21 protein-coding genes are annotated in these 21,737 nt (G+C 69.6%); 6 read left to right on the forward strand and 15 right to left on the reverse strand.

The window, feature by feature from the left end:
* Positions 1-38 precede the first annotated feature (38 nt).
* Entirely contained in the window at positions 39-1,001 is a 963-nt protein-coding gene (locus ACZ7M3_RS07745; protein WP_472061556.1) for a LysR family transcriptional regulator, read from the reverse strand.
* A 62-nt stretch (positions 1,002-1,063) separates the two neighbouring features.
* Between ACZ7M3_RS07745 and ACZ7M3_RS07750 the strand changes: the two genes are divergently transcribed.
* The 3 genes from ACZ7M3_RS07750 (at position 1,064) to ACZ7M3_RS07760 (ending at position 4,700) form a co-directional block, all read left to right on the forward strand.
* Positions 1,064-2,353, forward strand: coding sequence for an MFS transporter (locus ACZ7M3_RS07750; protein WP_472061558.1), 1,290 nt, complete (start codon positions 1,064-1,066; stop codon positions 2,351-2,353).
* Positions 2,354-2,452: 99 nt separating this feature from the next.
* Positions 2,453-3,598 carry a DNA polymerase III subunit beta gene (gene dnaN / locus ACZ7M3_RS07755; protein WP_472061560.1) on the forward strand — a complete coding sequence of 382 codons (1,146 nt, stop codon included), beginning with the start codon at positions 2,453-2,455 and terminating at the stop codon, positions 3,596-3,598.
* Positions 3,599-3,710: 112 nt separating this feature from the next.
* Entirely contained in the window at positions 3,711-4,700 is a 990-nt protein-coding gene (locus tag ACZ7M3_RS07760) for a sigma-70 family RNA polymerase sigma factor (protein ID WP_472061562.1), read from the forward strand.
* Here ACZ7M3_RS07760 and ACZ7M3_RS07765 read toward each other — a convergent pair.
* Positions 4,602-4,988 (reverse strand): STAS domain-containing protein, encoded by a 387-nt coding sequence (locus ACZ7M3_RS07765; protein ID WP_472061564.1) that lies wholly within the window; start codon positions 4,986-4,988, stop codon positions 4,602-4,604. The two genes, ACZ7M3_RS07760 and ACZ7M3_RS07765, sit on opposite strands and share 99 nt — an antisense overlap.
* Positions 4,989-5,133: 145 nt before the next feature.
* Here ACZ7M3_RS07765 and ACZ7M3_RS07770 point away from each other — a divergent pair, with 145 nt between their 5' ends.
* On the forward strand, positions 5,134-6,054 hold the full coding sequence (locus tag ACZ7M3_RS07770; RefSeq protein WP_472061566.1) for an AEC family transporter: 921 nt from the start codon (positions 5,134-5,136) through the stop codon (positions 6,052-6,054).
* 66 nt (positions 6,055-6,120) lie between these two features.
* Here ACZ7M3_RS07770 and ACZ7M3_RS07775 read toward each other — a convergent pair whose 3' ends face one another.
* The 8 genes from ACZ7M3_RS07775 to ACZ7M3_RS07810 all read right to left on the reverse strand — a co-directional run bounded on the left by ACZ7M3_RS07775 (position 6,121) and on the right by ACZ7M3_RS07810 (position 15,265).
* Positions 6,121-6,705, reverse strand: a complete 585-nt coding sequence (locus ACZ7M3_RS07775) for a Uma2 family endonuclease (RefSeq protein ID WP_472061568.1) — start codon at positions 6,703-6,705, stop codon at positions 6,121-6,123.
* A 95-nt stretch (positions 6,706-6,800) separates the two neighbouring features.
* Positions 6,801-8,084: a thymidine phosphorylase gene (locus ACZ7M3_RS07780; RefSeq protein ID WP_472061570.1), complete on the reverse strand. Its 1,284-nt coding sequence runs from the start codon at positions 8,082-8,084 to the stop codon at positions 6,801-6,803.
* Positions 8,085-8,171: 87 nt separating this feature from the next.
* Entirely contained in the window at positions 8,172-8,585 is a 414-nt protein-coding gene (locus ACZ7M3_RS07785) for a cytidine deaminase (RefSeq protein ID WP_472061572.1), read from the reverse strand.
* Complete coding sequence (locus ACZ7M3_RS07790) at positions 8,582-9,844, reverse strand: ABC transporter permease (RefSeq protein WP_355308959.1); 1,263 nt, start codon at positions 9,842-9,844, stop codon at positions 8,582-8,584. The genes ACZ7M3_RS07785 and ACZ7M3_RS07790 overlap by 4 nt, the downstream gene beginning before the upstream one ends.
* The gene (locus ACZ7M3_RS07795; protein ID WP_261689072.1) at positions 9,841-10,968 is read right to left on the reverse strand and encodes an ABC transporter permease; all 1,128 of its coding nucleotides are present in this window, start codon (positions 10,966-10,968) and stop codon (positions 9,841-9,843) included. The genes ACZ7M3_RS07790 and ACZ7M3_RS07795 overlap by 4 nt, the downstream gene beginning before the upstream one ends.
* Positions 10,965-12,656: an ABC transporter ATP-binding protein gene (locus tag ACZ7M3_RS07800; protein ID WP_472062180.1), complete on the reverse strand. Its 1,692-nt coding sequence runs from the start codon at positions 12,654-12,656 to the stop codon at positions 10,965-10,967. Before ACZ7M3_RS07800 ends, ACZ7M3_RS07795 begins: the two co-directional genes overlap by 4 nt.
* 337 nt (positions 12,657-12,993) lie before the next feature.
* Positions 12,994-14,049 carry a BMP family lipoprotein gene (locus ACZ7M3_RS07805; RefSeq protein ID WP_351308303.1) on the reverse strand — a complete coding sequence of 352 codons (1,056 nt, stop codon included), beginning with the start codon at positions 14,047-14,049 and terminating at the stop codon, positions 12,994-12,996.
* Positions 14,050-14,686: 637 nt separating this feature from the next.
* Entirely contained in the window at positions 14,687-15,265 is a 579-nt protein-coding gene (locus tag ACZ7M3_RS07810) for a TetR/AcrR family transcriptional regulator (RefSeq protein WP_472061575.1), read from the reverse strand.
* A gap of 117 nt (positions 15,266-15,382) precedes the next feature.
* Here ACZ7M3_RS07810 and ACZ7M3_RS07815 point away from each other — a divergent pair, with 117 nt between their 5' ends.
* Both ACZ7M3_RS07815 and ACZ7M3_RS07820 read left to right on the forward strand, forming a co-directional pair.
* Entirely contained in the window at positions 15,383-16,369 is a 987-nt protein-coding gene (locus tag ACZ7M3_RS07815) for an aldo/keto reductase (protein WP_472061577.1), read from the forward strand.
* 117 nt (positions 16,370-16,486) lie between these two features.
* On the forward strand, positions 16,487-16,888 hold the full coding sequence (locus tag ACZ7M3_RS07820) for a VOC family protein (protein ID WP_383891240.1): 402 nt from the start codon (positions 16,487-16,489) through the stop codon (positions 16,886-16,888).
* Positions 16,889-17,230: 342 nt separating this feature from the next.
* Here the strand turns inward: ACZ7M3_RS07820 and ACZ7M3_RS07825 are convergent, their stop codons facing one another.
* The 5 genes from ACZ7M3_RS07825 to ACZ7M3_RS07845 form a co-directional block, all read right to left on the reverse strand.
* Positions 17,231-18,307: a BMP family lipoprotein gene (locus tag ACZ7M3_RS07825; RefSeq protein ID WP_472061579.1), complete on the reverse strand. Its 1,077-nt coding sequence runs from the start codon at positions 18,305-18,307 to the stop codon at positions 17,231-17,233.
* A gap of 280 nt (positions 18,308-18,587) precedes the next feature.
* Complete coding sequence (locus tag ACZ7M3_RS07830; protein WP_472061581.1) at positions 18,588-19,874, reverse strand: amidohydrolase; 1,287 nt, start codon at positions 19,872-19,874, stop codon at positions 18,588-18,590.
* 537 nt (positions 19,875-20,411) lie between these two features.
* A complete protein-coding gene (locus tag ACZ7M3_RS07835) occupies positions 20,412-20,666 on the reverse strand; it encodes a type II toxin-antitoxin system RelE family toxin (protein ID WP_472061583.1) in 255 nt (84 codons plus the stop codon).
* On the reverse strand, positions 20,663-21,010 hold the full coding sequence (locus ACZ7M3_RS07840; RefSeq protein WP_472061585.1) for a hypothetical protein: 348 nt from the start codon (positions 21,008-21,010) through the stop codon (positions 20,663-20,665). Before ACZ7M3_RS07840 ends, ACZ7M3_RS07835 begins: the two co-directional genes overlap by 4 nt.
* A 64-nt stretch (positions 21,011-21,074) precedes the next feature.
* Positions 21,075-21,716 carry an ATP-binding protein gene (locus ACZ7M3_RS07845; RefSeq protein ID WP_472061587.1) on the reverse strand — a complete coding sequence of 214 codons (642 nt, stop codon included), beginning with the start codon at positions 21,714-21,716 and terminating at the stop codon, positions 21,075-21,077.
* Positions 21,717-21,737: the final 21 nt, after the last annotated feature.

Here is a 21,737-nt window from a genome sequence, read left to right on the forward strand (position 1 = left end):
CAGTTCCCCGCGCCCCTGAAGGGGCGCTCCTGGTGCCCCTAGTCGGGTAGCAGATGGCCCCTTCGCGACAGTAGGAACCTTTTGAAGGCTGCCACCGGTGGGGTGTCCGGGTGGCCGTCCAGCCATGCCACGCCGATCTCACGGACCGCTCTCGGGGCCGTGACCGTCAGTTCGACCACCCCTGGGCGGGGCACGGCCGGTGGGGGCAGGAGGGCGACTCCGAGGCCGGCGGCCACCAGGCCCCGTAGGGTCTCGGCCTCCTCGCCCTCGAAGGCGATGCGGGGCTTGAAGCCGGCCTCCTGGCAGAGGTCGTCGGTGATGCGGCGCATGCCGTAGCCGGGTTCCAGGGTCACGAAGGTCTCGTCGGCGGCCTCGGCGAGGCGGATGCGCTTGCGGGCGGCGAGGCGGTGGTCGGCCGGCACGACGAGCCGGAGCTTCTGCTCGTCGAGGAGGCGGCCCACCAGGTCGGGCGCGTCCGGCACCGGCGAGGTGAGGCACAGGTCCAGCTCGCCCGAGCGCAGCCCTTCCAGCATCGCCTCGCCGTAGTTCTGGACGAGGCTGAAGCGGACCCGGGGGTGGTCGGCGCGGAAGGCGCGGATCAGGCCGGGGACGGTCTCCGAGCCCATGGTGTGCAGGAAGCCGAACGCGACCTTGCCGGTGGCCGGGTCGGCGTCCGCGCGCACCTCCTCGGCGGCGCGCTCGATCTCGGCGAGGGCCCGTTCGACGGAGGAGAGGAACGTACGGCCCGCGGGGGTGAGGGAGACCGTGCGGCCCCGGCGTGCGAACAGCTCGACGCCCAGGTCCTGTTCGAGCCGGACCATGGCGCGCGAAAGGGTCGACTGGGGGACCCGCATCTCCTGCGCGGCGCGTGTGACGTGCTCCGTGCGGGCGACCCCGGCGAAGTACGCGAGGCGCGGGGCGAGCAGCCTCGACATGCCCGCGCTGTCTGCTGTGTCACTGGACGGTGACAGGTGAGGCCCTGACCTTTGCTGATGCACCATGGGAACGATTATGGCGATTCCATGCATTGGACGGATGAACGGCGGCTCTTTAGTTTCGAAGTATGCCTTCCGCCAGTACCGGGGCGTCCACCACCGTGGGCGCCACCTCCTCCGTCACGTCCTCCACCGCCGCCGTCGACTCCCGTCTCACCCCGGGTGGGCCCGGCTACCGCCGCATGAGCTTCGCGCTCTTCCTCGCGGGTGTGGCGACCTTCGCGCTCCTCTACTCCACGCAGGCCCTCCTCCCGCTCGTCTCCACGGACTTCGGGGTCAGCGCGAGCGAGGCGAGCTGGACGGTGTCCGCGGCGACGGGCGCGCTGGCACTGTTCGTCCTCCCCATGAGCGCGCTGTCGGAGCGGTTCGGACGGCGTACGTTGATGACGGCGTCGCTGGCGGTCGCGGTGACGGTCGGGCTCCTGGTCCCCTTCGCCCCGTCGATCGGCGCGCTGATCGCGCTGCGGGCGGTGCAGGGCGCGGCGCTGGCGGGCCTTCCGGCCTCCGCGACGGCCTATCTGGCGGAGGAGGTCCGCCCCAAGGCCCTGATCACGGCGATCGGCCTCTTCGTGGCGGGCAACAGCGTCGGCGGGATGAGCGGCCGGGTCATCACCGGCTGGGTCGCGCAGGAGTGGGGCTGGCGGGTGGCCGTCGCCGCGATCGGGATCATCGCGGTGGCCTGCGCGGTCGCCTTCCGTATGCTCCTGCCCGCGCCGAAGCACTTCACGCCCGGCTCGCTGCGGCCGCGGGTGCTGGCCCGTACGGTCCGTGACCACCTCGCGAACCCGCTGCTGCGCCGGCTGTACGCGATCGGCGCGCTGTTCATGATGGTCTTCGGCGGGGTCTACACGGTCATCGGCTACCGCCTGACCGAGGCCCCGTTCTCCCTCCCGCAGGGCATCATCGGCTCGATCTTCCTGGTGTACCTGGTCGGTACGGTGTCGGCGTCCACGGCGGGCAGGCTGGTCGCCCGCCTGGGCCGGCGCGGCTCCCTGTACCTGGCGGGCGGCACCACGACCGCCGGCCTGCTCCTCTCCCTGGTCGACTCCCTGCCCCTCGTCCTGCTCGGCCTGGTGCTGATCACCGCGGGCTTCTTCGCGGGCCACGCGGTGGCGTCCTCGTCGGTCAGCCACACCGCCAAGCAGGGCCGCGCCCAGGCCTCCGCCCTCTACCAGTCCGCGTACTACATCGGCTCCAGCGCGGGCAGCACGCTCGGCGCGGTCGCCTTCCACGCGGGCGGCTGGGCCGGGACGGTGGCACTCGGACTGTTCGCGGTCCTCGGCGTCGTCACGATCACGCTGCTCGGCTCCCACGCGGCCCGCACCCAGTCCCACCGCGAACCGGCCCTGGCACACTGAACGTCCCTGACGCTCCTACGTTCCCCCTGGTCGGACCCCGTTGTCAGTGGCGGCACCTAGCCTCCACCCGGTCAACTGGCCCGAACAGGGGGATCTTTCATGGAGTTCCGCGTCGATCGCGACGACCTCGCCGAGGCGGTGGCCTGGGCGGCCCGCACCCTGCCCACCCGCTCGCCGGTACCGGTGTTGGGCGGACTGCTGCTGGAGGCCGGTCCTGGACGACTCGGCATCTCGGGATTCGACTTCGAGGCGGCGGCGAGGATCGAGATCGATGCCGAGACGGGGGCGGGCGGTCTGATCCTCGTGCTGGGGCGCCGGCTGCTGGACATCTGCCGGGTGCTGCCGCAGGGGCAGGTGAGCTGCGCGCTGGAGGGGACACGGTTCACGGTGGAGGCGGGTGGCACCCGGTTCGGTCTGTCGACGCTGCCCAAGGACGAGTACCCGGCGCTGCCGGTGCCGCCCGAGCCGCGCGGCACCGTGGGCGCCGCCGCGTTCGCGACCGCGGTGTCCCAGGTCGCCGTCGCGGCCGGGCGCGACGACACGCTGCCCGTCCTCACCGGCGTGCAGCTGCGGCTGTCCGGCGAGGAGATGACACTCTCCGCGTCGGACCGCTACCGGTACGCCGTGCGCACCCTGGCCTGGAATCCCGAGGCCCCCCTCGACGGCGTCGTGGAGGCCCTGCTGCCCGCGCGTCGGCTGCACGAGATCGCCCGTTCGCTGGCCCGCTCCGGTGACGTGCGCATCGGGCTCGACCTCGCGGGCGGCGGGATGTTCGGCTTCGAGGGTGGGCCGATGCGGACGGCGGTGCGGCTGATGGAGGGGCGGCTGCCGCGGCACGGCTCGCTGTTCTCGGTGTCCGACGCCGCGGTCGCGGAGGTGGAGCGCGAGGCGCTGGCGGAGGCCGTACGGCGCGTCGCCGTCGTCGCCGAGGTGAACAGTCCCGTACGGCTGGACTTCACCGGTGACGGCGAGGGGTCCGTTCTGCTGCGCGCCGGATACGCCGACGACGTGGCCTCGCAGCGGCTGCCCGCGGCGCTGACCGGCACGGCGGAGATCACCGTCGCCTTCAACCCGGCGTATCTGCTGGACGCCCTGAACTCCTTCGAGCAGCCGCGGGTGCGGCTGGAGCTGCTGGGGCCGGGGCAGCGGGCGCTGTTGAGCGGGGCCGAGGCGGGGGACGGAACCGGGGATGAAGCGGGCGGTGTGTACCGGCATTTGCTCATGTCCGTGAAGCAATTGGTCTGAGCTCCGCTTTTTCCCACTCCGGGGGCCATTGTCAGTGGGCTGCGGTAGCTTCCGAAGTGCCGGCGCAACGACGCGACGGTGCGACGGGAACGGCCACAGGGGTGGGTTGGCTATGAGCGACGGTACGGCGACGACAGATCTGGACGTGCGGCTGGAGAAGCACCGGGTCGAGCTGACCGGGTACTGCTATCGGATGCTCGGCTCCTCCTTCGAGGCGGAGGACGCGGTGCAGGACACGATGGTCCGCGCCTGGCGGAGCTACGACAAGTTCGAGGGCCGTTCGTCGATGCGGTCCTGGCTGTACCGGATCGCCACCAACGTCTGCCTCGACATGCTGAACGCGGGCAACCGAAGGGCGCGCCCGATGGATCTGAGCGGTCCCTCACCCCTGGCTCAGGCGGCGCTCACCCCGCGCCCGGACAACACCTGGCTGGAGCCGATGCCCGACGCGCGCATGCTGCCCACGGTCAGCGACCCGGCCGAGGCCGCGGTGGCCAAGGAGTCGGTGCGCCTCGCCTTCATGGCCGCCCTGCAGCAACTGCCGCCCAAGCAGCGCGCCGTGCTCATCCTGCGCGAGGTCCTGGCCTGGAAGGCGTCGGAGGTCGCCGAGCTGCTCGGGACGACGGTCGCCTCGGTCAACAGCGCGTTGCAGCGGGCCCGCGCGACCCTCGCGGAGAGCGACGGCGCCGAGGCCGCCGTCTCCGACCCGCTCGACGAGGAGCAGCAGAAGCTGCTCGAGCGCTATGTCGCCGCGTTCGAGGGGTACGACATGACGGCGCTGACCGCGCTGCTCCACGAGGACGCGATCATGACGATGCCGCCGTTCGACCTGTGGCTGCGCGGCACGGGCGACATCACCGGTTTCATGACGACCCTCGGTGCCTCCTGCGCGGGTTCGCGCCTGCTGCCGGTCGCGGTGAACGGTCTGCCGGGATTCGCGCACTACAAGCCGGATCCGGAGGAGGGCGGCTTCAGTGCCTGGGCGATCCAGGCGCTGGAGGTCTCAGACGGCCGCATCACCGGGTTCCACTGCTTCCTGGACACCAAGCGCTGGTTCCCGCTCTTCGACCTCCCCCTCCACCTCGAAGCGGAGTCCGACTAGATCGAGAAGCAGGAGGAGGGACGGCGCCGGGGCGCGCAGACGGATGCGGCCCCCGGCCCGGCGGGCGGCGAGCTCCATCCTGGCCAGGGCGTCGACGGTGGCCAGGCCGGGTGGACCGAGGCCCGCGACATCGCAGACCACCACCCCGGCACCGGTCGCCGCCAGCCGGGCGCGCACGTCGTCACAGAGCCCCGGCACCTGGTCACGGGTGACGGGGCCGGGCAGCACGAGTACGGCGGGTGTCGTGGCGTCCACGGTCAGTAGACCGGCCGATGGCACGGAACTCATCGCGGAGAACCGACCGGTTCGAGGCGCGCGCCCGCAAAGGATCACATTGACCTGCGCCCCTCCCGCCCCAGAGGGTTGGGTGTATGCCCCATGAATCAGCGCCTTCCGTGATACCCGACGGCCTCCTCCGCTCGAAGGAGGCACCGTGCAAGGCGTGCTGACGGGCTTCGCGGTCATCGCCGTCGTCATCGGGGTCGGTTACGTCATCGGACGCCGCGGCTATCTCGGGGAGAACGGGCGGGAGGTGCTGACGAAGCTCGCCTTCCACGTGGCCTCCCCCGCGCTGCTGTTCACCACGCTCGCCCGGGCCGACCTGTCGGTGATCTTCTCCAGCCGGCTCCTGGTGACGGCGATGAGCACGGCCGCGGCGGCCGGCGTCTTCGTCGCGATCGGGGTCGTACGCGGCTGGGGTGTGGGCCGGACGACGATCGGCGCGCTGTGCTCCAGCTACGTCAACTCGGGCAACCTCGGCATCCCGATCGCGGTGTACGTGCTCGGGGACGCCTCGCTCGTCGCGCCCGTACTGCTCTTCCAGCAGATCATGGTCACGCCCATCGCACTCACCGTCCTCGACCTGTCGGGGGGCGGCGAGAAGGGCCCCCTGTGGCAGCGGCTGATCACTCCTCTGCGCAACCCCATCGCGGTCGGCTCGCTGAGCGGGGTCGCGGTGTCGGCGACCGGTCTCACGCTGCCGGGACCGGTCATGGACCCGCTCACACTGATCGGCAACATGTCCGTGCCCGCGGTGCTGCTGGCGTTCGGCATCTCGCTGTGCGGCAGCACGCTGCCCGGCCGGGGCGCGGACCGGCACCCGGTGCTGCTGTCCGTCGTCCTGAAGTCGGTGGGCCAGCCGCTGGCCGCCTGGGCCCTGGCCGTGGGCCTGTTCGGGCTGCACGGCGCGCCGCTGCTCGACGTCGTGGTCACCTCGGCGCTGCCCGCCGCCCAGAACCTCTTCACCTACGCCTCGCGATACCGGGTCGGCGAAACCCTCGCTCGCGAGTCGATCCTCCTTTCGACGATCCTGTCGGTGCCGGTGCTGGTGGTGATCGCGGCGGTGCTCGGCTGACGCTGGACGAACCGGCGTTCGCGGGCGGTCGGCGCACCAGAACGGGGCGCCGACCGATCGGGGACGTCAGTCGACGGGGAACACGCTGGTGTCGAGGGTGAGGTCGAAGGGCTCGGGCAGCGTCAACTTCTCGCCATACTCCACTGAGGCGAGCACTCGGTACGTGCCATCCTCCGGCGCACCGTAGAGCGTCGCCGTGGGACGACCACTGTGCCAGGGATCCAGGAGCAGGTAGAGCGGCACACCTGCCCAGGCGTAGCCGTGGACTTTCTTGATGCGGTCATGATTGGCATTGCTCTTCGACGTGATCTCGACAACCAGCTCCGCCTCATCCGCAGGGACACGGTTGCCGCTGCCCACCACTGACTCCACGGGCAGCACGGCGAGGTCGGGCACGAACAGGCCGTGCGCCCCTGGTACCTCCAGGCCCAGCGTCTGGTAGACCTCCCAGGACTCCGGAATCTTGGCGTACAGGCGCCTCTGCAACAAGGCTGCCGTGGTGTTGTGGTCCTTGGACGGCGGTGGTACCACGGTGACGATCCCCTCGATGATCTCCACCTTGCTGCCCTCCGGCCACTCCATCTCCTCCCAGAACCGGACGAGGTCGTCCCAGCTCTGCTCGGGGTCGCGGTCGACGGTGAGTGCGCTCATGGCGGTCTCCAATCGGTGCGTCACCGAGTCCAGCATGCCGAACGGGATCGGCGGACGTCCACCGATCCCGTTCACCCGTACGAGGAAAGCGCAGGTCAGGCGATACGTTCCAGCACGACCGGCGCGGCCTTGAAGTCCGTGCCCGCGGCCGCGATGTCGTAGGAACCCTCGACCGACTCCAGGGCGTACTCGAAGCGCTCGGGGGTGTCGGTGTGGAGGGTCAGCAGGGGCTGGCCCGCGGTGACGGTGTCGCCGGGCTTGGCGTGCAGCTCGACGCCCGCGGCGGCCTGCACCGGGTCCTCCTTGCGGGCGCGGCCCGCGCCCAGGCGCCAGGCGGCGATGCCGATGTCGTAGGCGTCCAGACGGGTCAGGACGCCGGAGGACGGGGCCGTCACCACGTGCTGCTCGCGGGAGGTGGGCAGCGCGGCGTCCGGGTCACCGCCCTGCGCGGCGATCATGCGGCGCCAGACGTCCATCGCGGAGCCGTCCGCGAGGGCCTTCGCCGGGTCGGCGCCCTTGATGCCCGCCGCGTCCAGCATCTCGCGCGCCAGGGCGATGGTGAGTTCGACGACGTCGGCCGGACCGCCGCCCGCCAGGACCTCCACCGACTCCCGTACTTCGAGCGCGTTGCCCGCCGTCAGGCCCAGCGGGGTCGACATGTCCGTGAGGAGCGCGACCGTCTTCACGCCGTGGTCGGTGCCCAACCCGACCATCGTGGAGGCGAGTTCGCGGGCGTCCTCGATGGTCTTCATGAAGGCGCCGGTGCCGACCTTCACGTCCAGGACCAGCGAGCCCGTACCCTCCGCGATCTTCTTCGACATGATGGAGGAGGCGATGAGGGGGATCGCCTCGACCGTGCCGGTGACGTCACGCAGCGCGTAGAGCTTCTTGTCCGCCGGGGCCAGGCCGTCGCCCGCCGCACAGATGACCGCACCGGTCGTGTCGAGGACGTTCAGCATCTCCTCGTTCGACAGCAGGGCGCGCCAGCCCGGGATCGACTCCAGCTTGTCCAGCGTGCCGCCGGTGTGGCCGAGGCCGCGTCCGGACAGCTGCGGGACCGCCGCACCGCAGGCGGCGACCAGCGGCGCCAGCGGAAGGGTGATCTTGTCGCCGACGCCGCCCGTGGAGTGCTTGTCGGCGGTCGGACGCGAGAGGGAGGAGAACTCCATGCGCTCGCCGGAGGCGATCATCGCGGCGGTCCAGCGGGCGATCTCGCGACGGTTCATGCCGTTGAGCAGGATCGCCATGTTGAGGGCGGCCATCTGGTAGTCGGCGACCTCGCCGCGGGTGTACGCGTCGATGACCCAGTCGATCTGCGCGTCGCTGAGCTCGGCGCGGTCCCGCTTGGTGCGGATGACGGAGACGGCGTCCATGGCCATGGCTTTCCTTCCGAAGACTTCCGAAAATCCGCGGCCCCTCCCGATCGGTCGTTCATCGTCCGGTCGTCGGGAGGGGCCGCGCAGGCGTTACTTGCTGAGATTCTCCGGCCCGAAGGCCTGCGGCAGCATCTCGGAGAGCGGCAGGATTCCGGCCGGGGTCTCCAGGAGCAGATCGGCCCCGCCGAACTCGTACAGCAGCTGGCGGCAGCGTCCGCACGGGACGAGGATCTCGCCGTGTCCGTCGACGCAGGTGAAGTGCGTCAGCCGACCGCCACCGGTGTTCAGCAGCTGGGAGACCAGACCGCACTCGGCGCACAGGCCGAGCCCGTACGAGGCGTTCTCGACGTTGCAGCCGGTGACGGTCCGGCCGTCGTCGACGAGGGCCGCGACACCGACCGGGAAGCCCGAGTAGGGGGCGTACGCCCGGGACATGGCGTCCCGCGCGTGCTCCCGCAGAGCCTCCCAGTCGACGGCCGTGGACCCGGCGTCGGCGGACGTCACTTGCCCTGTCCTCTCCGGTACGGCATGCCGTCCGCCTTCGGCATCCGCAGGTGCTGCGCGGACAGCGAGAGAACGAGCAGCGTCACGATGTACGGGGTCGCGGTCACGACCTGCTTGGGCACCTCGTTGGTGGAGACGTACCAGACGAACATCAGCGCCGAGATCAGGGCGGTGATGACGGCGGGGGTGTACCGCTTCTTCCACACCAGGTAGGCCGCGCCGAAGACCAGCAGGATCGCCAGCAGCAGGATCAGCGCGTGGACGTTCGTACCGCCGCCGCGCAGGTTGAGGCTGTCGGTGTAGCCGAACAGGCCCGCGCCGAGGGCCAGGCCGCCCGGCATCCAGTTGCCGAAGATCATCGCGGCGAGACCGATGTAACCACGGCCGGCCGTCTGGCCGTCCAGATACACGTTGGACGCCACGATCGACAGGAAGGCACCGCCGAGGCCGGCGAAGCCGCCCGAGATGATCACGGCGATGTACTTGTACTTGTAGACGTTGACGCCGAGGGACTCGGCGGCCACCGGGTTCTCACCGCAGGAGCGCAGCCGCAGGCCGAAGGCCGTGCGCCACAGCACCCACCAGGTGATCGGTACGAGGGCGACCGCGACGACGGTGAGCGGCGACAGGTCGGTGATCAGACCCGCGAGCAGACCGGCGATGTCCGAGATCAGGAACCAGCCCTTGTGGTTGAGCGTGTCCAGACCGCTGGAGAGCCCTGGGATGGAGAACGTGCCGAGCGAGTCGACCGGGGGCGACTGCTTGGAGGAGCCCTGCGGGACGCCCTCGAAGGTGAACTTCGACAGATAGCGGGTCGTGCCGAGCGCCAGGATGTTGACGGCCACACCGGAGACGATGTGGTTGACGTTGAAGGTCACCGTGGCGATGGCGTGCAGGACGCCGCCGAGGCAGCCGCCGATGATGCCGAAGGCGACACCGGTCCACGGGCCCCACTGGTAGCCGGCCCAGGCGCCGAACCAGGTGCCGAGGATCATCATGCCCTCGAGGCCGATGTTGACGACGCCCGCGCGCTCGGCCCACAGACCGCCGAGGCCCGCGAGTCCGATCGGCACCGCGAGGCGCAGCGCCGTGGACATCTGTCCGGTCGAGGTGATGCCGTCCGCACCGGTGATCAGGCGGACGACCGAGGTCAGAATCAGTACGCCCGCGATGATCAGCAGGAGTACGGGGAGCGAGAATCGGCGGCTGCCCTTGCCGGGCTGCTGCGCCTGCGGCTTGGCGACGGTCGCGGTGCTCATCGGGCAGCCACCTCCTTCGGGGAGTTGTTGTTGGCGGCGGCCGCGGCCAGTTCCTCACCGACCTGCTTCTGCTGGCGGCGCAGGCCCCAGACGCGTACGGCCTCATACGAGATGACGACCGCGAAGACGATCAGGCCCTGCATGATCGTGGCGATCTCCTTCTCGTACGCCACCGGGGTCGCGTAGTCGAGAGCGGGGGACGCCTTGTCGAGGAAGGCGATCAGGAGGGCGGCGAAGGCGATGCCGACGGGGCTGTTGCGGCCGAGCAGGGCGATGGTGATGGCGGTGAAGCCCAGTCCGGTCGGGAAGGTCAGGCTGTAGGTGTGGGCGTCGCCGAGCAGCAGCGGCAGACCGGACAGGCCCGCGACCGCGCCGGAGATCAGCATCGCGGTCAGCACCATCTTCTTGGCGTCGACGCCGGAGGCCGCGGCGGCGGTCTCGGAGGCGCCGGTGGCGCGCAGGTCGAAGCCGAAGCGGGTGCGGTTGAGGACGAGCCAGTACAGGACGCCCATGAGGATCGCGAGGAAGACGAGGCCGTAGATCTCGCCGACGTCCGAGCCGAGGTTGATGCCGGGGAACCAGCCGGACTTCTTCATGACGCCGGTCGTCATGTTGTTGCCGAGCTGCACACCGAACTTGTCGGAGAGGGTGAGGTAGCCGATGACGCTGGTGGCGATCGCGTTCAGCATGATCGTCGCGACGACCTCGCTGACGCCCCGGGTGACCTTGAGGACGCCCGCGATACCGGCCCACATGGCGCCGGTGAGCATGGCGACCAGCATCAGCACGGGGATCTGCAGGAAGGACGGCAGCGCGAGGTGCGCGCCGACCACCGCGGTCATCATCGCGGCGAGGCGGTACTGGCCGTCGACGCCGATGTTGAACAGGTTCATCCGGAAGCCGATGGCCACCGCCAGCGCGGCGATGTAGTACATCGACGCCTGGTTGAGGATCAGGACCTGGATGTCGGAGTAGGTGGCCTGCTCCAGCATCAGGGAGTACGGCTCGAACGGGCTCTTGCCCGAGGCGAGCAGCACGATCGACGTCAGGGCGACCGCCGCGACGAGCGCGATGACCGGGCCGGCCACCGCGAGGAGCACGCGCTCCTTGTCGAACTTCTTCATCGGGCCTCGTCCTCCGGGGCGGCGCTTTCCGCTACGTGCTCCAGGTGTCCGGAGGCGGCGCCGGTCATGGCCGAGCCGAGTTCCTCCGGGGTGACGGTCGCCGGGTCGGCGTCCGCCACGAGCCTGCCGTTGTAGATCACCCGCAGGGTGTCCGACAGACCGATCAGCTCGTCCAGGTCGGCCGAGATCAGCAGCACGGCCAGGCCCTCGCGGCGGGCCTCGCGGATCTGGTCCCAGATCGCGGCCTGCGCGCCGACGTCCACACCGCGGGTGGGGTGGGCGGCGATCAGGAAGCGCGGCTTGTGGCTCATCTCGCGGCCGACGATCAGCTTCTGCTGGTTGCCGCCGGAGAGCGAGGCGGCGGTGACGTCGATGCCGGGGGTGCGGACGTCGTACTCCTTGACGATCCGCCTGGTGTCCTCCTGGGCGCCCTTGATGTCGAGCCAGAAGCCCTTCGCGTTGGGGGCCTCGGTGACATGGCCGAGGATGCGGTTCTCCCAGAGCGGGGACTCCAGCAGCAGGCCGTGGCGGTGGCGGTCCTCGGGGATGTACCCGATGCCCTTCTCACGGCGCTTGCGGGTGGCCCACCCCGTGATCTCGTCGCCGAGGAAGGTGATGGCTCCCGAGTCCGCGTGCTTGAGGCCGATCAGCGCGTCGATGAGCTCGGTCTGACCATTGCCCTCGACACCGGCGATGCCCATCACCTCACCCGCGTGGATGGTGAAGGTGACGTCGTCGAGGACACGTTTGGCGGCACCGGGGGCGGTGGCCTCGGTGAGCACGTCGGCGCCCGCCGTCGCACCGGCCGAGCCGGGGGTCGCGGTCTCGGGCTGCGCGCCGGCCTCGCCGAGGGAGGCGCCGCCGCTGGCGTAGACCGTGAGGTTCTTGACGGTCAGCACGGCCTTGTCGGTGACCGTGGACTCAGCGGTCTCCGGGGTGGGCAGCTCGCTGCCGACCATCATCTCGGCGAGCTGGCGGGGGGTCGTCTCGGCGGGGACGGCCGTGCCGACCGTCGTACCGCGCCGGATGACCGTGATCTCGTCGGCGACCGACAGGACCTCGCCCAGCTTGTGCGAGATGAAGATGACGGCCAGGCCCTCCGACTTGAGCTCGCGCAGGTTGTCGAAGAGCGCGTCCACCTCCTGCGGCACCAGTACGGCGGTGGGCTCGTCCAGGATCAGGATGCGAGCGCCGCGGTAGAGGACCTTGAGGATCTCGATCCGCTGGCGCTCGGCGACACCGAGGCTCTCGACCAGGACGTCCGGGCGTACGTTCAGCCCGTACCGGTCGGAGATCTCCTTGATCTTCTTACGGGCGCCGCCACCGATGCCGTACAGCTTCTCGCTGCCCAGGACGACGTTCTCCAGGACGGTGAGGTTGTCGGCGAGCATGAAGTGCTGGTGGACCATGCCGATGCCGCGCACGATGGCGTCGGCGGGCGACGAGAAGCCGACCTGCTCACCGTCGACGGCGATGGTGCCCTCGTCCGGCTTCTGCATGCCGTAGAGGATCTTCATCAGCGTCGACTTGCCGGCACCGTTCTCGCCGACGAGGGCGTGGACCGTGCCCTTGCGGACCGTCAGGTGGATGTCGTGGTTGGCCACCACACCCGGGAAGCGCTTGGTGATCCCCGCCAGCTCGACCGCGGTCGACTGCGCGGTGAGCGGAGGGCTGCTGGACGCGTCGATGGCGCACTCTCCTTGGAAAAGGGGCCGATCTACGCGCGTAGCGCCCCTGCTTTAAATAGTGCTCGGACTGGCCGAGCTCGATTCGATCTCATTCTCGATCGAGTTCGATCTGGTTCGACCGGATTCAATCGGGTTCTCGATCTGATTCGGCTACGTCCGGTCCGAGCATTCTGCCGCGCGAACGGGGCGCGGGAAGGTCATCCTCCCCACACCCCGTTCCGTGGCCGTAACGCTTCCATTACAGCGTTGACTTGGCCATGGTTTCGACGTCCGGTGATGGCGAGTGGTTATCGCCCGGTGATGACGTCTTGACCTTGGCCGGGAGCCATGAGCGCGTTCAGGAGGTCTTGACCGTGATCGAGCCGTCCTTGATGCCCGCCTCGGCCTTCTTCAGCGCGGCCTGCAGGTCGGCGTTGTTCTTGAACGCCGGGTTCGAGTCGGCGAGGCTGACACCGCCGGTGGCGAGGCTGGCGCGGACGACGCCGGTCTCGGGCTTGCCGTCGTGGACCGACTTCGCGAGGTTGTACACGGCCCCGGCGACGTCCTTCATGGCCGAGGTCAGGATGGCGTCCTTGTACTTCGCCAGCGCGTCCTGCTTGTACTGGTCGGAGTCCACGCCGATCGCCCAGACCTTGTCCTTGGACGCGGTCTGGATGACGCCCTGCCCGGACAGACCCGCGGCGGCGTAGACGACGTCGGCGCCGGCGTCGATCTGGCCCTGCGCGGCGCTCGCACCCTTGTCCGGGCTGGAGAAGCCACCCTCGGCGGCGGTCTCGGTCAGGTACTGCGACTTGACCTTGACGCCCTTCTTGGTGTCCTCGACGCCCTGCTTGAAGCCCGCCTCGAACTTGTGGATCAGCGGGACGTCCACACCGCCGATGAAGCCGACGGTGTTCGACTTGGTGGTCTTGGCGGCGGCGACACCGGCGAGGTAGGAGGCCTGCTCCTCGTGGAAGACCAGGTCGGCGATGTTGGCCGCCTTGTCCTGCTCGTCGTCGATGATGCCGAAGGTGATCTTCGGGTACTTCGCCGCGACCTCCTTGACGGCCGGCGCGTAGGCGAAGCCGACGCCGATCACCGGGTTGAAGCCCTGCTTGGCGAGCTGCTCGAGGCGCTGCACCTTGTCGGCGTCCGACTCACCGTCGGTCGGCTCGACGGCCTGCGAGGTGTAGCCGAACTCCTTGTCGGCCTTCGTCATGCCCACGGTGGCGGCATCATTGAAGGACTGGTCGCCCTTGCCGCCGACGTCGTACGCGAGGGCGAGACCCTTGGTCTTGCCGCCGCTGGAGCTGGAGCTGGTGGCGTCGCTGGACGTTCCGCCACAGGCGGAGAGAGCAACGGCGAGGGTAGCGGTCGCAACGCCCGCAACTGTGATTCGGGACACCCGGCGCATGGAACTTGACTCCTTTGTGCAAGCGCCCATACCAGGCGCTGATTCCGCCGCAGCGTAACGCGCGTAGACCAGACGGAAAACCCCTTCTGTCCGGTCCGTTACCGAGCTGTGGCCACAGATGGCGCCCAGGTTACGGAACGCGGTGGGGCGCTTGCGGGAGGCAAAGCAAGGGGGGGCGGGGGCCGCGCGGTGGTAGGGGTGCGAGTAGCGGTGGTACGGGGGCGGGTAGCGGTGGTACGGGGGTCAGTAGTTGAGCTACAGAAAGTGCAGACGAGATTGGTCTTGCTCGGGTCTGCCTACCGTGGGGGCGCTTCGAGCTGACGAGGGACCGCACCGGCGCGCAGTTCGCGCAGGTCTGGGATGTGGTTGTAGAGCGTGCCTGGCGAGCGCCGAGCAGCTCGGCGATTGAGGTGATCGAGCGGCCGGGGTCGGGCAGCAGGTCGCGGGCGGCGCGGATGATCTCCTCGGTGGCGACGCCGGGGCGGCCGCCGACCCGGCCGCGGGCGGCGGCCAGGCCCTCCTTGGTGCCGATGACGATGAGTTCGCGGATGAACTCCGCGAGCGCGGCGAAGACGTGGAGGACGAGTCGGCCGCCGGGGGTGTTCGGGCAACCAGCTCGAGTGATCCGCTGCTTGCTCTATCCGCGTGGTGCGGTGATCTGCCGTACGGCGTGGACGACGGCGGCGCGGTGCTGGATCAGTCGCTGCGCCGGCCACGGGGTGCTTCCGCCGGTCGGGCTCATGCCGCCCGTGAGGCTGAACCAGGTTTGGGTCAGCGCCAGCACGAAAGCCACCAGGTCCTCCGGGCCGAGCTCCGGATCGACTCGGCCCTGCTCCTGGGCCGCCGCAACGGCGGTGGTCTTTGCGGTGTAGGTGGCGGCCTCCTGGTCGGTGGCGCCGGGGCGCTCCAGCAGTTTCCAGAAGAGCAGCCGCATCAGGTGGGGGTGGGCGACCAGGTCGTCGAAGATCTGTCCCGCGACTTCGGGGAGGTCCTCGGCGTCGAAGGGCACGGTTTCCGCGCCCACGGCCAGCACCCGCTCGATCACCGCGTCGAACAGCTGCTCCTTGCTGCCGAAGTAGGCGTAGATCCTTTGCTTGTTCGCATGGGCCGCCTCGGCGATGCGGTCCACCCGGGCGCCGGCCAGGCCGTGCGCGGCGAACTCGGCGGAGGCGGCGTCCAGAAGGCGTGCCTTGGTCGCGGCGGAGTCTCGGGCCATGCCGCCACTCTAGCAAGTAACCATCCAGTTAGTTTGACACCTGTGAAGGCGCGCCCCACCATAGAAACCATCTAGTTGGTTGCCCTGGCTCGGGTGACCTCGACACAAGGAAGATCAATGACGGAACTCCGCACGCTCGGCAGCCAGGGCCTCACCGTCTCCGCCCAGGGACTCGGCCTCATGGGGATGAGCGCCTTCTACGGCGGCACCGATGAGGCCGAATCGCTGGCCACCATCGACCGCGCCCTGGAACTGGGCGTGACCCTGTTCGACACTGCCGAGATCTACGGCCCCTTCACCAACGAGCAGCTCCTCGGCAAGGCGCTCACCGGCCGCCGCGAGCAGGCCCTGATCGCCACCAAGACCGGAATCGAGATCGGCGACGACGGTGCGGTGACCGGACTCAACGGGCGCCCCGAGTACATCCGCCGCGCCTTGGACCGCTCCCTGCGCCACCTGAACACCGACTACGTCGATCTCTACTACCTGCACAGGATCGACCCGCAGGTGCCGATCGAGGACACCGTCGGCGCCATGGGCGAGCTGGTGGACGCCGGCAAGGTCCGTCACATCGGCCTGTCCGAAGCCTCGCCGCGGACCATCCGCCGCGCCCACCGCATCCACCCGCTGAGCGCGGTCCAGACCGAGTACTCGCTCTTCGAGCGCGGCATCGAGCAGGACGGGGTCATGGCCACTCTGAACGAGCTCGGGATCGGCCTGGTCGCCTACGCGCCGCTGGGGCGCGGCTTCCTCTCCGGCGCGATTTCCAGCCCGGACGACTTCGCCGCCGACGACTACCGCCGCATCGACCCCCGCTTCCAGGGCGAGAACTTCCAGCGCAACCTGGCCGTGGTCGACGAGGTCCGCCGGATCGCCGCAGCCAAGAAGGTCACACCCTCCCAGCTGGCCCTCGCCTGGGTCCTGCACCAGGGCGCGGTCGCCATCCCTGGCACCAAGCGCCGCCGCTACCTGGAAGAGAACAGCGCCGCTGCCGCCGTAACCATCACCGCGCAAGAGATGGCCGCCATCGATGCGGTCGCCCCGCACGGGATCGTCGCCGGCGACCGCTACACCCCCGACCAGATGCAGCTTCTCAACGGGTGAGTACGGGGCCTCCCGGCAGGCGGCCCGCCACGGCTCGGCCTCCCCGGAGGCCGAGATGCAGCAATCCAACCAGTCCTGGGCGCTTGCGTAAGCGGCGTCCTCGGCCTCCCGAAAGAGATGAGCACAATGATCGACCATGTCTTCCTGACGGTGAGCGACAGGGAACGCTCAGTCGAGTTCTACAGTCAGGCGCTGAAGCCGCTGGGCATGCGCCACGTGTTCGACTTCGACGGCTCAACCGCCCCGGAGTGGGTCGGCGACCTCGCGGGGTTCGGGACCGACACGGCCTTCACGTTCTGGCTGCGCGAAGGCGACAGCCAGGGACACGCCGCGCACGTCGGCTTCACCGCACCCTCGAGAGAGGTCGTCGACGCGGCGTACGCGGCAGCCATGGCAGCGGGGGCGACCGACAACGGCGCACCTGGGGAGCGGCCCTACTTCGCTCCGGGATACTACGCGGCCAACGTCCTCGACCCCGATGGGTACAGCCTGGAGTTCACCTACCACGGGCAGCCCTGACCTGGAGGTTTTCCGCGGGCCTGCGTGGCGATGGTCCGGTCTGCCCCCCGCTTCACGGCGACGGCACCAGCACTGGCGGAAGAAGGACGACGACTCGCCCGTGACGGCGTTCGGGCGCCCATAGGCGGCGCCTGAACGCCGTTTCAGTTCAGGAAACGGCACTCACCGGTCTGGCCCTCGGGGGCGTCCGCAGCCTCCCCCGTCTCCCCCACTCCGGACAGACGCCCCTCAGGAGTTACATCGGTCGTGGCCACGTCCGTGTCGTGAAAGCGCCCCACCCCCGGCGTGCCCATGGGGGCGCGTCCGGGGGCGGGGCGTGGTTGATCCGCCTGACCGACGGAGTTACTTCGTGTTGACGGTGACCTTGCCGTCGATGATGTCCTGCTTGGCCTTGTCGACCGCCGCGACGACGTCCGTCATGGCCTTGTACTTCGGGTTGGTGTCCGCGAAGCCGACGCCGCCGGACTTCAGGTCGCCGCGCACGACGCCCGAGAGGGGCTTGCCGTCCACGACCGACTTCACCAGGTCGTAGACCGCGCCGCCGACGTTCTTCAGCGCCGAGCCCAGGATGTAGTCCTTGTACTTGGCGAGGGCCGACTGCGCGTACTGGTCGGAGTCGACGCCGATGGCCCACACCTTCTTGGCGGCGGCCTCGGAGATCACGCCCTGACCGGACAGACCGGCGGCGTGGTAAAGCACGTCGGCGCCCTTTTCGATCTGGCCGGCCGCCGCGTCCTTGCCCTTGTCGGGGCTGGAGAAGCCGCCCTCGGCGGGGGTCTGCGTCAGGTACTGCGACTCGATCTTGATGCTCGGGTTGACCGACTTGGCGCCCTGGTCGAAGCCCGCCTCGAACTTGTGGATGAGGGGGATGTCCACGCCGCCGATGAAGCCGATGTGGTTCTTCTTGGTCGCCTTGGCCGCGGCCACGCCCGCGAGGTAGGAGGACTGCTCCTCGGAGAAGACCATGTCGGCGACGTTGGCCGCCTTGTCCTGCTCGTCGTCGATGATGCCGAAGGTGGTCTTCGGGTACTTCGCGGCGACCTCCTTGATGGCCGGCGCGTAGGCGAAGCCGACGCCGATCACCGGGTTGTAGCCGGTCTTGGCGAGCTGCTCCAGGCGCTGCACCTTGTCGGCGTCCGACTCACCGTCGGTCGGCTCGAGGTCCCGGCCGCCGATTTTGAACTCCGTCTCGGCCTTCTGGAACCCGGCGTACGCGGCGTCGTTGAAGGACTGGTCGCCCTTGCCGCCGATGTCGTACGCGAGACCGATGCCCTTTCCGGTGTAGCCCGACGAGTTCTTGGACGAGCTCTTGTTCGAGTCGCTGCTCGTGTCGGTGCTCGACTTGCCACAACCGACCGCCGCGAGGGCGATGACCGAGACGGCCACCGCTGCTTGGGAGAACCTGGTCCTCCGAGACATCAGACGCACAGCAAGCACCCTTCATCCCCACGGCCGTCGCCGGTCCGCTTCCCCAACACGCCGCCGACGCAGCGATTTCGGCGCACAGTAACGCGCGTAGAAGGGGAGGGGAACGGGGTTTCTCCGGGCCGTTATCGAACCGTGCCGCCACCGGGTTACGTTTGCACGCCACCCGTTACGGCGGGGTGACGCAAGCGGACGAAGGGGTGCCGATCGGGGCATCGGACGGACCGGCGACCCGGGTACCCCTACGTCACTTGTGCGCCACCTCGGAGGGGACCTAGCGGATCGCGTCCAGCAGGGCCGCCGCGGTGAAGAGCTCGACTCCGACCGTGATGGCCGACTCGTCGGCGTCGAAGTCGCCGCGGTGCAGGTCACGGGTGGTGCGCTCGCCCGGCGTACGGACACCGAGGCGCGCCATGGCGCCGGGCACGTGCTCCAGGTACCAGGAGAAGTCCTCGCCGCCGAGGCTCTGCTCGGTGTCCTCGACGGAGTGCGAGCCGCGCCGCGAGGTCATGGCGTCATGGAGCAACTCCGTGACCGCCGGGTCGTTGACGACCGGCGGGACGCCCCGGATGTAGTTGATCTCGGACTTGGCGCGGTACAGGTTCGCGATCTCGTCGATGGCCGCGTGCACCAGGTCGGGCGCCTGCCGCCAGGCCTCGAGGTCGAGGCAGCGGACGGTCCCGGAGAGCTCGGCGTGCTGCGGGATGACGTTGCAGGCGTGCCCGGACTCGACCCGCCCCCAGGTCACCGCGAGCCCGCTGCGGGCGTCCACACGCCGGGCGACGAGGGACGGTACGTCGGTGACGACGCGCGCGGCGGCGGTGACGAGGTCGGTGGTGAGGTGGGGGCGCGCGGTGTGGCCGCCGGCGCCGTCGAGTGAGACTTCCAGCCGGTCGCAGGCGGAGGTGATGGGACCGTGGCGCAGTCCGATCCGTCCGGCGTCGACCTTCGGGTCGCAGTGCACGCCGATGATCCGCCCCACGCCCTCCAGCACTCCGGACTCGATGGCGTCGGGCGCGCCCCCGGGCAGGACCTCTTCGGCGGGCTGGAAGATCAGCCGTACGGGATGCGGCAGGAGCCCCTGGCGATGCAGCTCGGCGAGGACGAGCCCGGCGCCGAGGACGACGGTCGTGTGCACGTCGTGGCCGCAGGCGTGCGCGCGGTCGGGCACGGTCGAGCGATACGCGCAGTCACTCTTCGCGTCCGGGATGGGCAGCGCGTCGATGTCGGCGCGCAGGGCGAGCATGCCGCGTCCGCCGTCGACCGCACGGTCCCGTACGCGGTCCCGTGCCCCGTTTCCTTCGCCCTCCCCCGCACCTTCACCGGCGTCGATCCCGATGTCACAGATGAGACCGGTCCCGATGTCGAGCACGCGGGGCTCGAGGCCCGCCTGCTCCAGGCGTGCCTTGAGTGCCGCGGTGGTGCGGAACTCCTGGTTGCCGAGCTCCGGGTGCATGTGCAGGTCGCGCCGGAACGCGATCAGCTCGGCACGCAGGGCGTCGGGCAGGGTGCCGGGGAGCGCTGCTCCCCCGGGGACATCGGCCTCGTACTCTCGGGACATCAATTGGTTCACCCTTTGAAGGGTAGGGCGGCGGGGCGGCCAACTGACCCACGATCAACAAAACTTCAGCCCGTTAGGGGAAGAAACTTGGCCACGCGCCGCATAGGTTTCCGGTGGGATGGGTAAGCTCGCCCGCCTTTCCGGACGATGGGATCTTGAGCCAGACGGTATGCGCGCCCTGCCCGGACCGCATCCGGGCCGAAGGTCGACCGTCGCGTCCGGGACGATGGCCGACTGCCATGTCCGCCACGGTGGCCGACTGCGGTGACGGCCCGTGACCACGGGGTGACGCGGGCCCTTGATGCGGGCCGCCGCCCCTCTCTCGATCCAGTCCGCCGGGGCTGCCGGCGAACTCCCATAGGGGAACGCTCGGGGTGTCCGATCCCATTCCCTTCCCCTACGGTCCCACAGACCCGACCAAGATCATGCGCACGAATGCCTGAACACCACTCCCCGTCGACCCGGGCGCGAGGGGCCGCCGGGGTCCGCGTCGGAGGGGCGTGGGGATGACCTGGGGCTCCTGATCGGTCGACGGCGTCAGACGGCCGTGGTGCCGACCATGAGGATCTTGATCGCGACGGTGCCTCCGTCGATTTCATACGCGGCTCTGTAGGCGCCGACGCGCAGCCGCCGCAGGTTGGTATGGCCGAGCTTGCTGCTGGCGGCGGGTTCAGGATTCCGGGCGAGCTCATTGATCGCGCTGACGAGGGGCTTCACCGCGTCGCCGTCACGAGCCCGGAGTCGTCTGAGGCCTTCGGAGGCCGCTCGCTCCCAGATGATCGTGTGGCTCAAGAGGCTTCCGCTCCAGCGACGAGGGCGTCGATCTCGGCCTGGCTGGACGTCGGGCCGCCGGCGGCCTGCGCATAGAAGGACACGGTCACGTCGGCGAAGTCGATAGCATCCCCGCGCGCCTCTTCGTTCGGAGCCGAGTCGGCGAGCGCCTGGGTCCACCAGTAATTGAGGAACGCCTCGAAGCCGCCGGAGTCGGCCAGGGTGCCGAGTTCCGCGTAGAAGTCGGCGCGGTGATCGAGCCGTAGGGCTGCCCCGACGCCCTCAACGGTACGTCGGACGATTTCACCCGTGAACCCGGTGGCCTCCTGGGCCTCAGCCACCGCGTTCTGCCACTCGGTCGCCATCCGCGTCTCCTTTCGCCGTGCGGCCAAGGTACCGCCGCGGCACCTGCGCAGACGGCTCAGCAGGTTAGGCATCGAGGCCCCCGCGCATGTCCAGCTCCGCCCAGACGGTCTTGCCGACGGTGAGTTTCTCCACGGCCCAGCGGTTCGCGAGCGCGCGGACGATGAGGAGGCCGCGGCCGAACTGGTCATCCGCGACGGGCGTGGGGATATATGGAAGCCGCTCACCCCTCGGGTCGGTCACGGCGACGCGCAGCGCGTTGCCGGTCAGCGACGTCTCAACGCGGAACAGGCGGTCCCGTAAGCACCCGTGGAGCAGGGCGTTCGTGCACAACTCGCTTGCCAGCAGCGCCGCGTCCCCGGCGATGTCGGGGTGACCCCAGTCGACGGCGAGTTGGGCGACGTGTCTGCGGGCGCGGGGGATGTTGCTCGGGTAGGGGTGTAGTCCACGGAGTCGTAGCGGTCGTCGCCCTTGGGGAAGCGAGGGGGAGGGCAGGAGTTGGTCACGGGGTGCGTCTCCTTGCGCGAGGGTGCCAGATGGGGTGGCTCTGCCGCGCGGTGCCGGTTTGGGCAGCACGGTGCACTTCCGCCAACCGGTGTCGTTGGGTAGTCGCTTGAGAACTGACAGTAGTTGACTGGCGGCATGACGGGCAAGGAGTCTCAGGGAAATATGTCCCCTAGCTTTGCGACCCTGGTCGACGACCTGCACACTGGCCGCGACCCGGGAGGT

This window comes from Streptomyces sp. NPDC111656 (assembly GCF_055656965.1).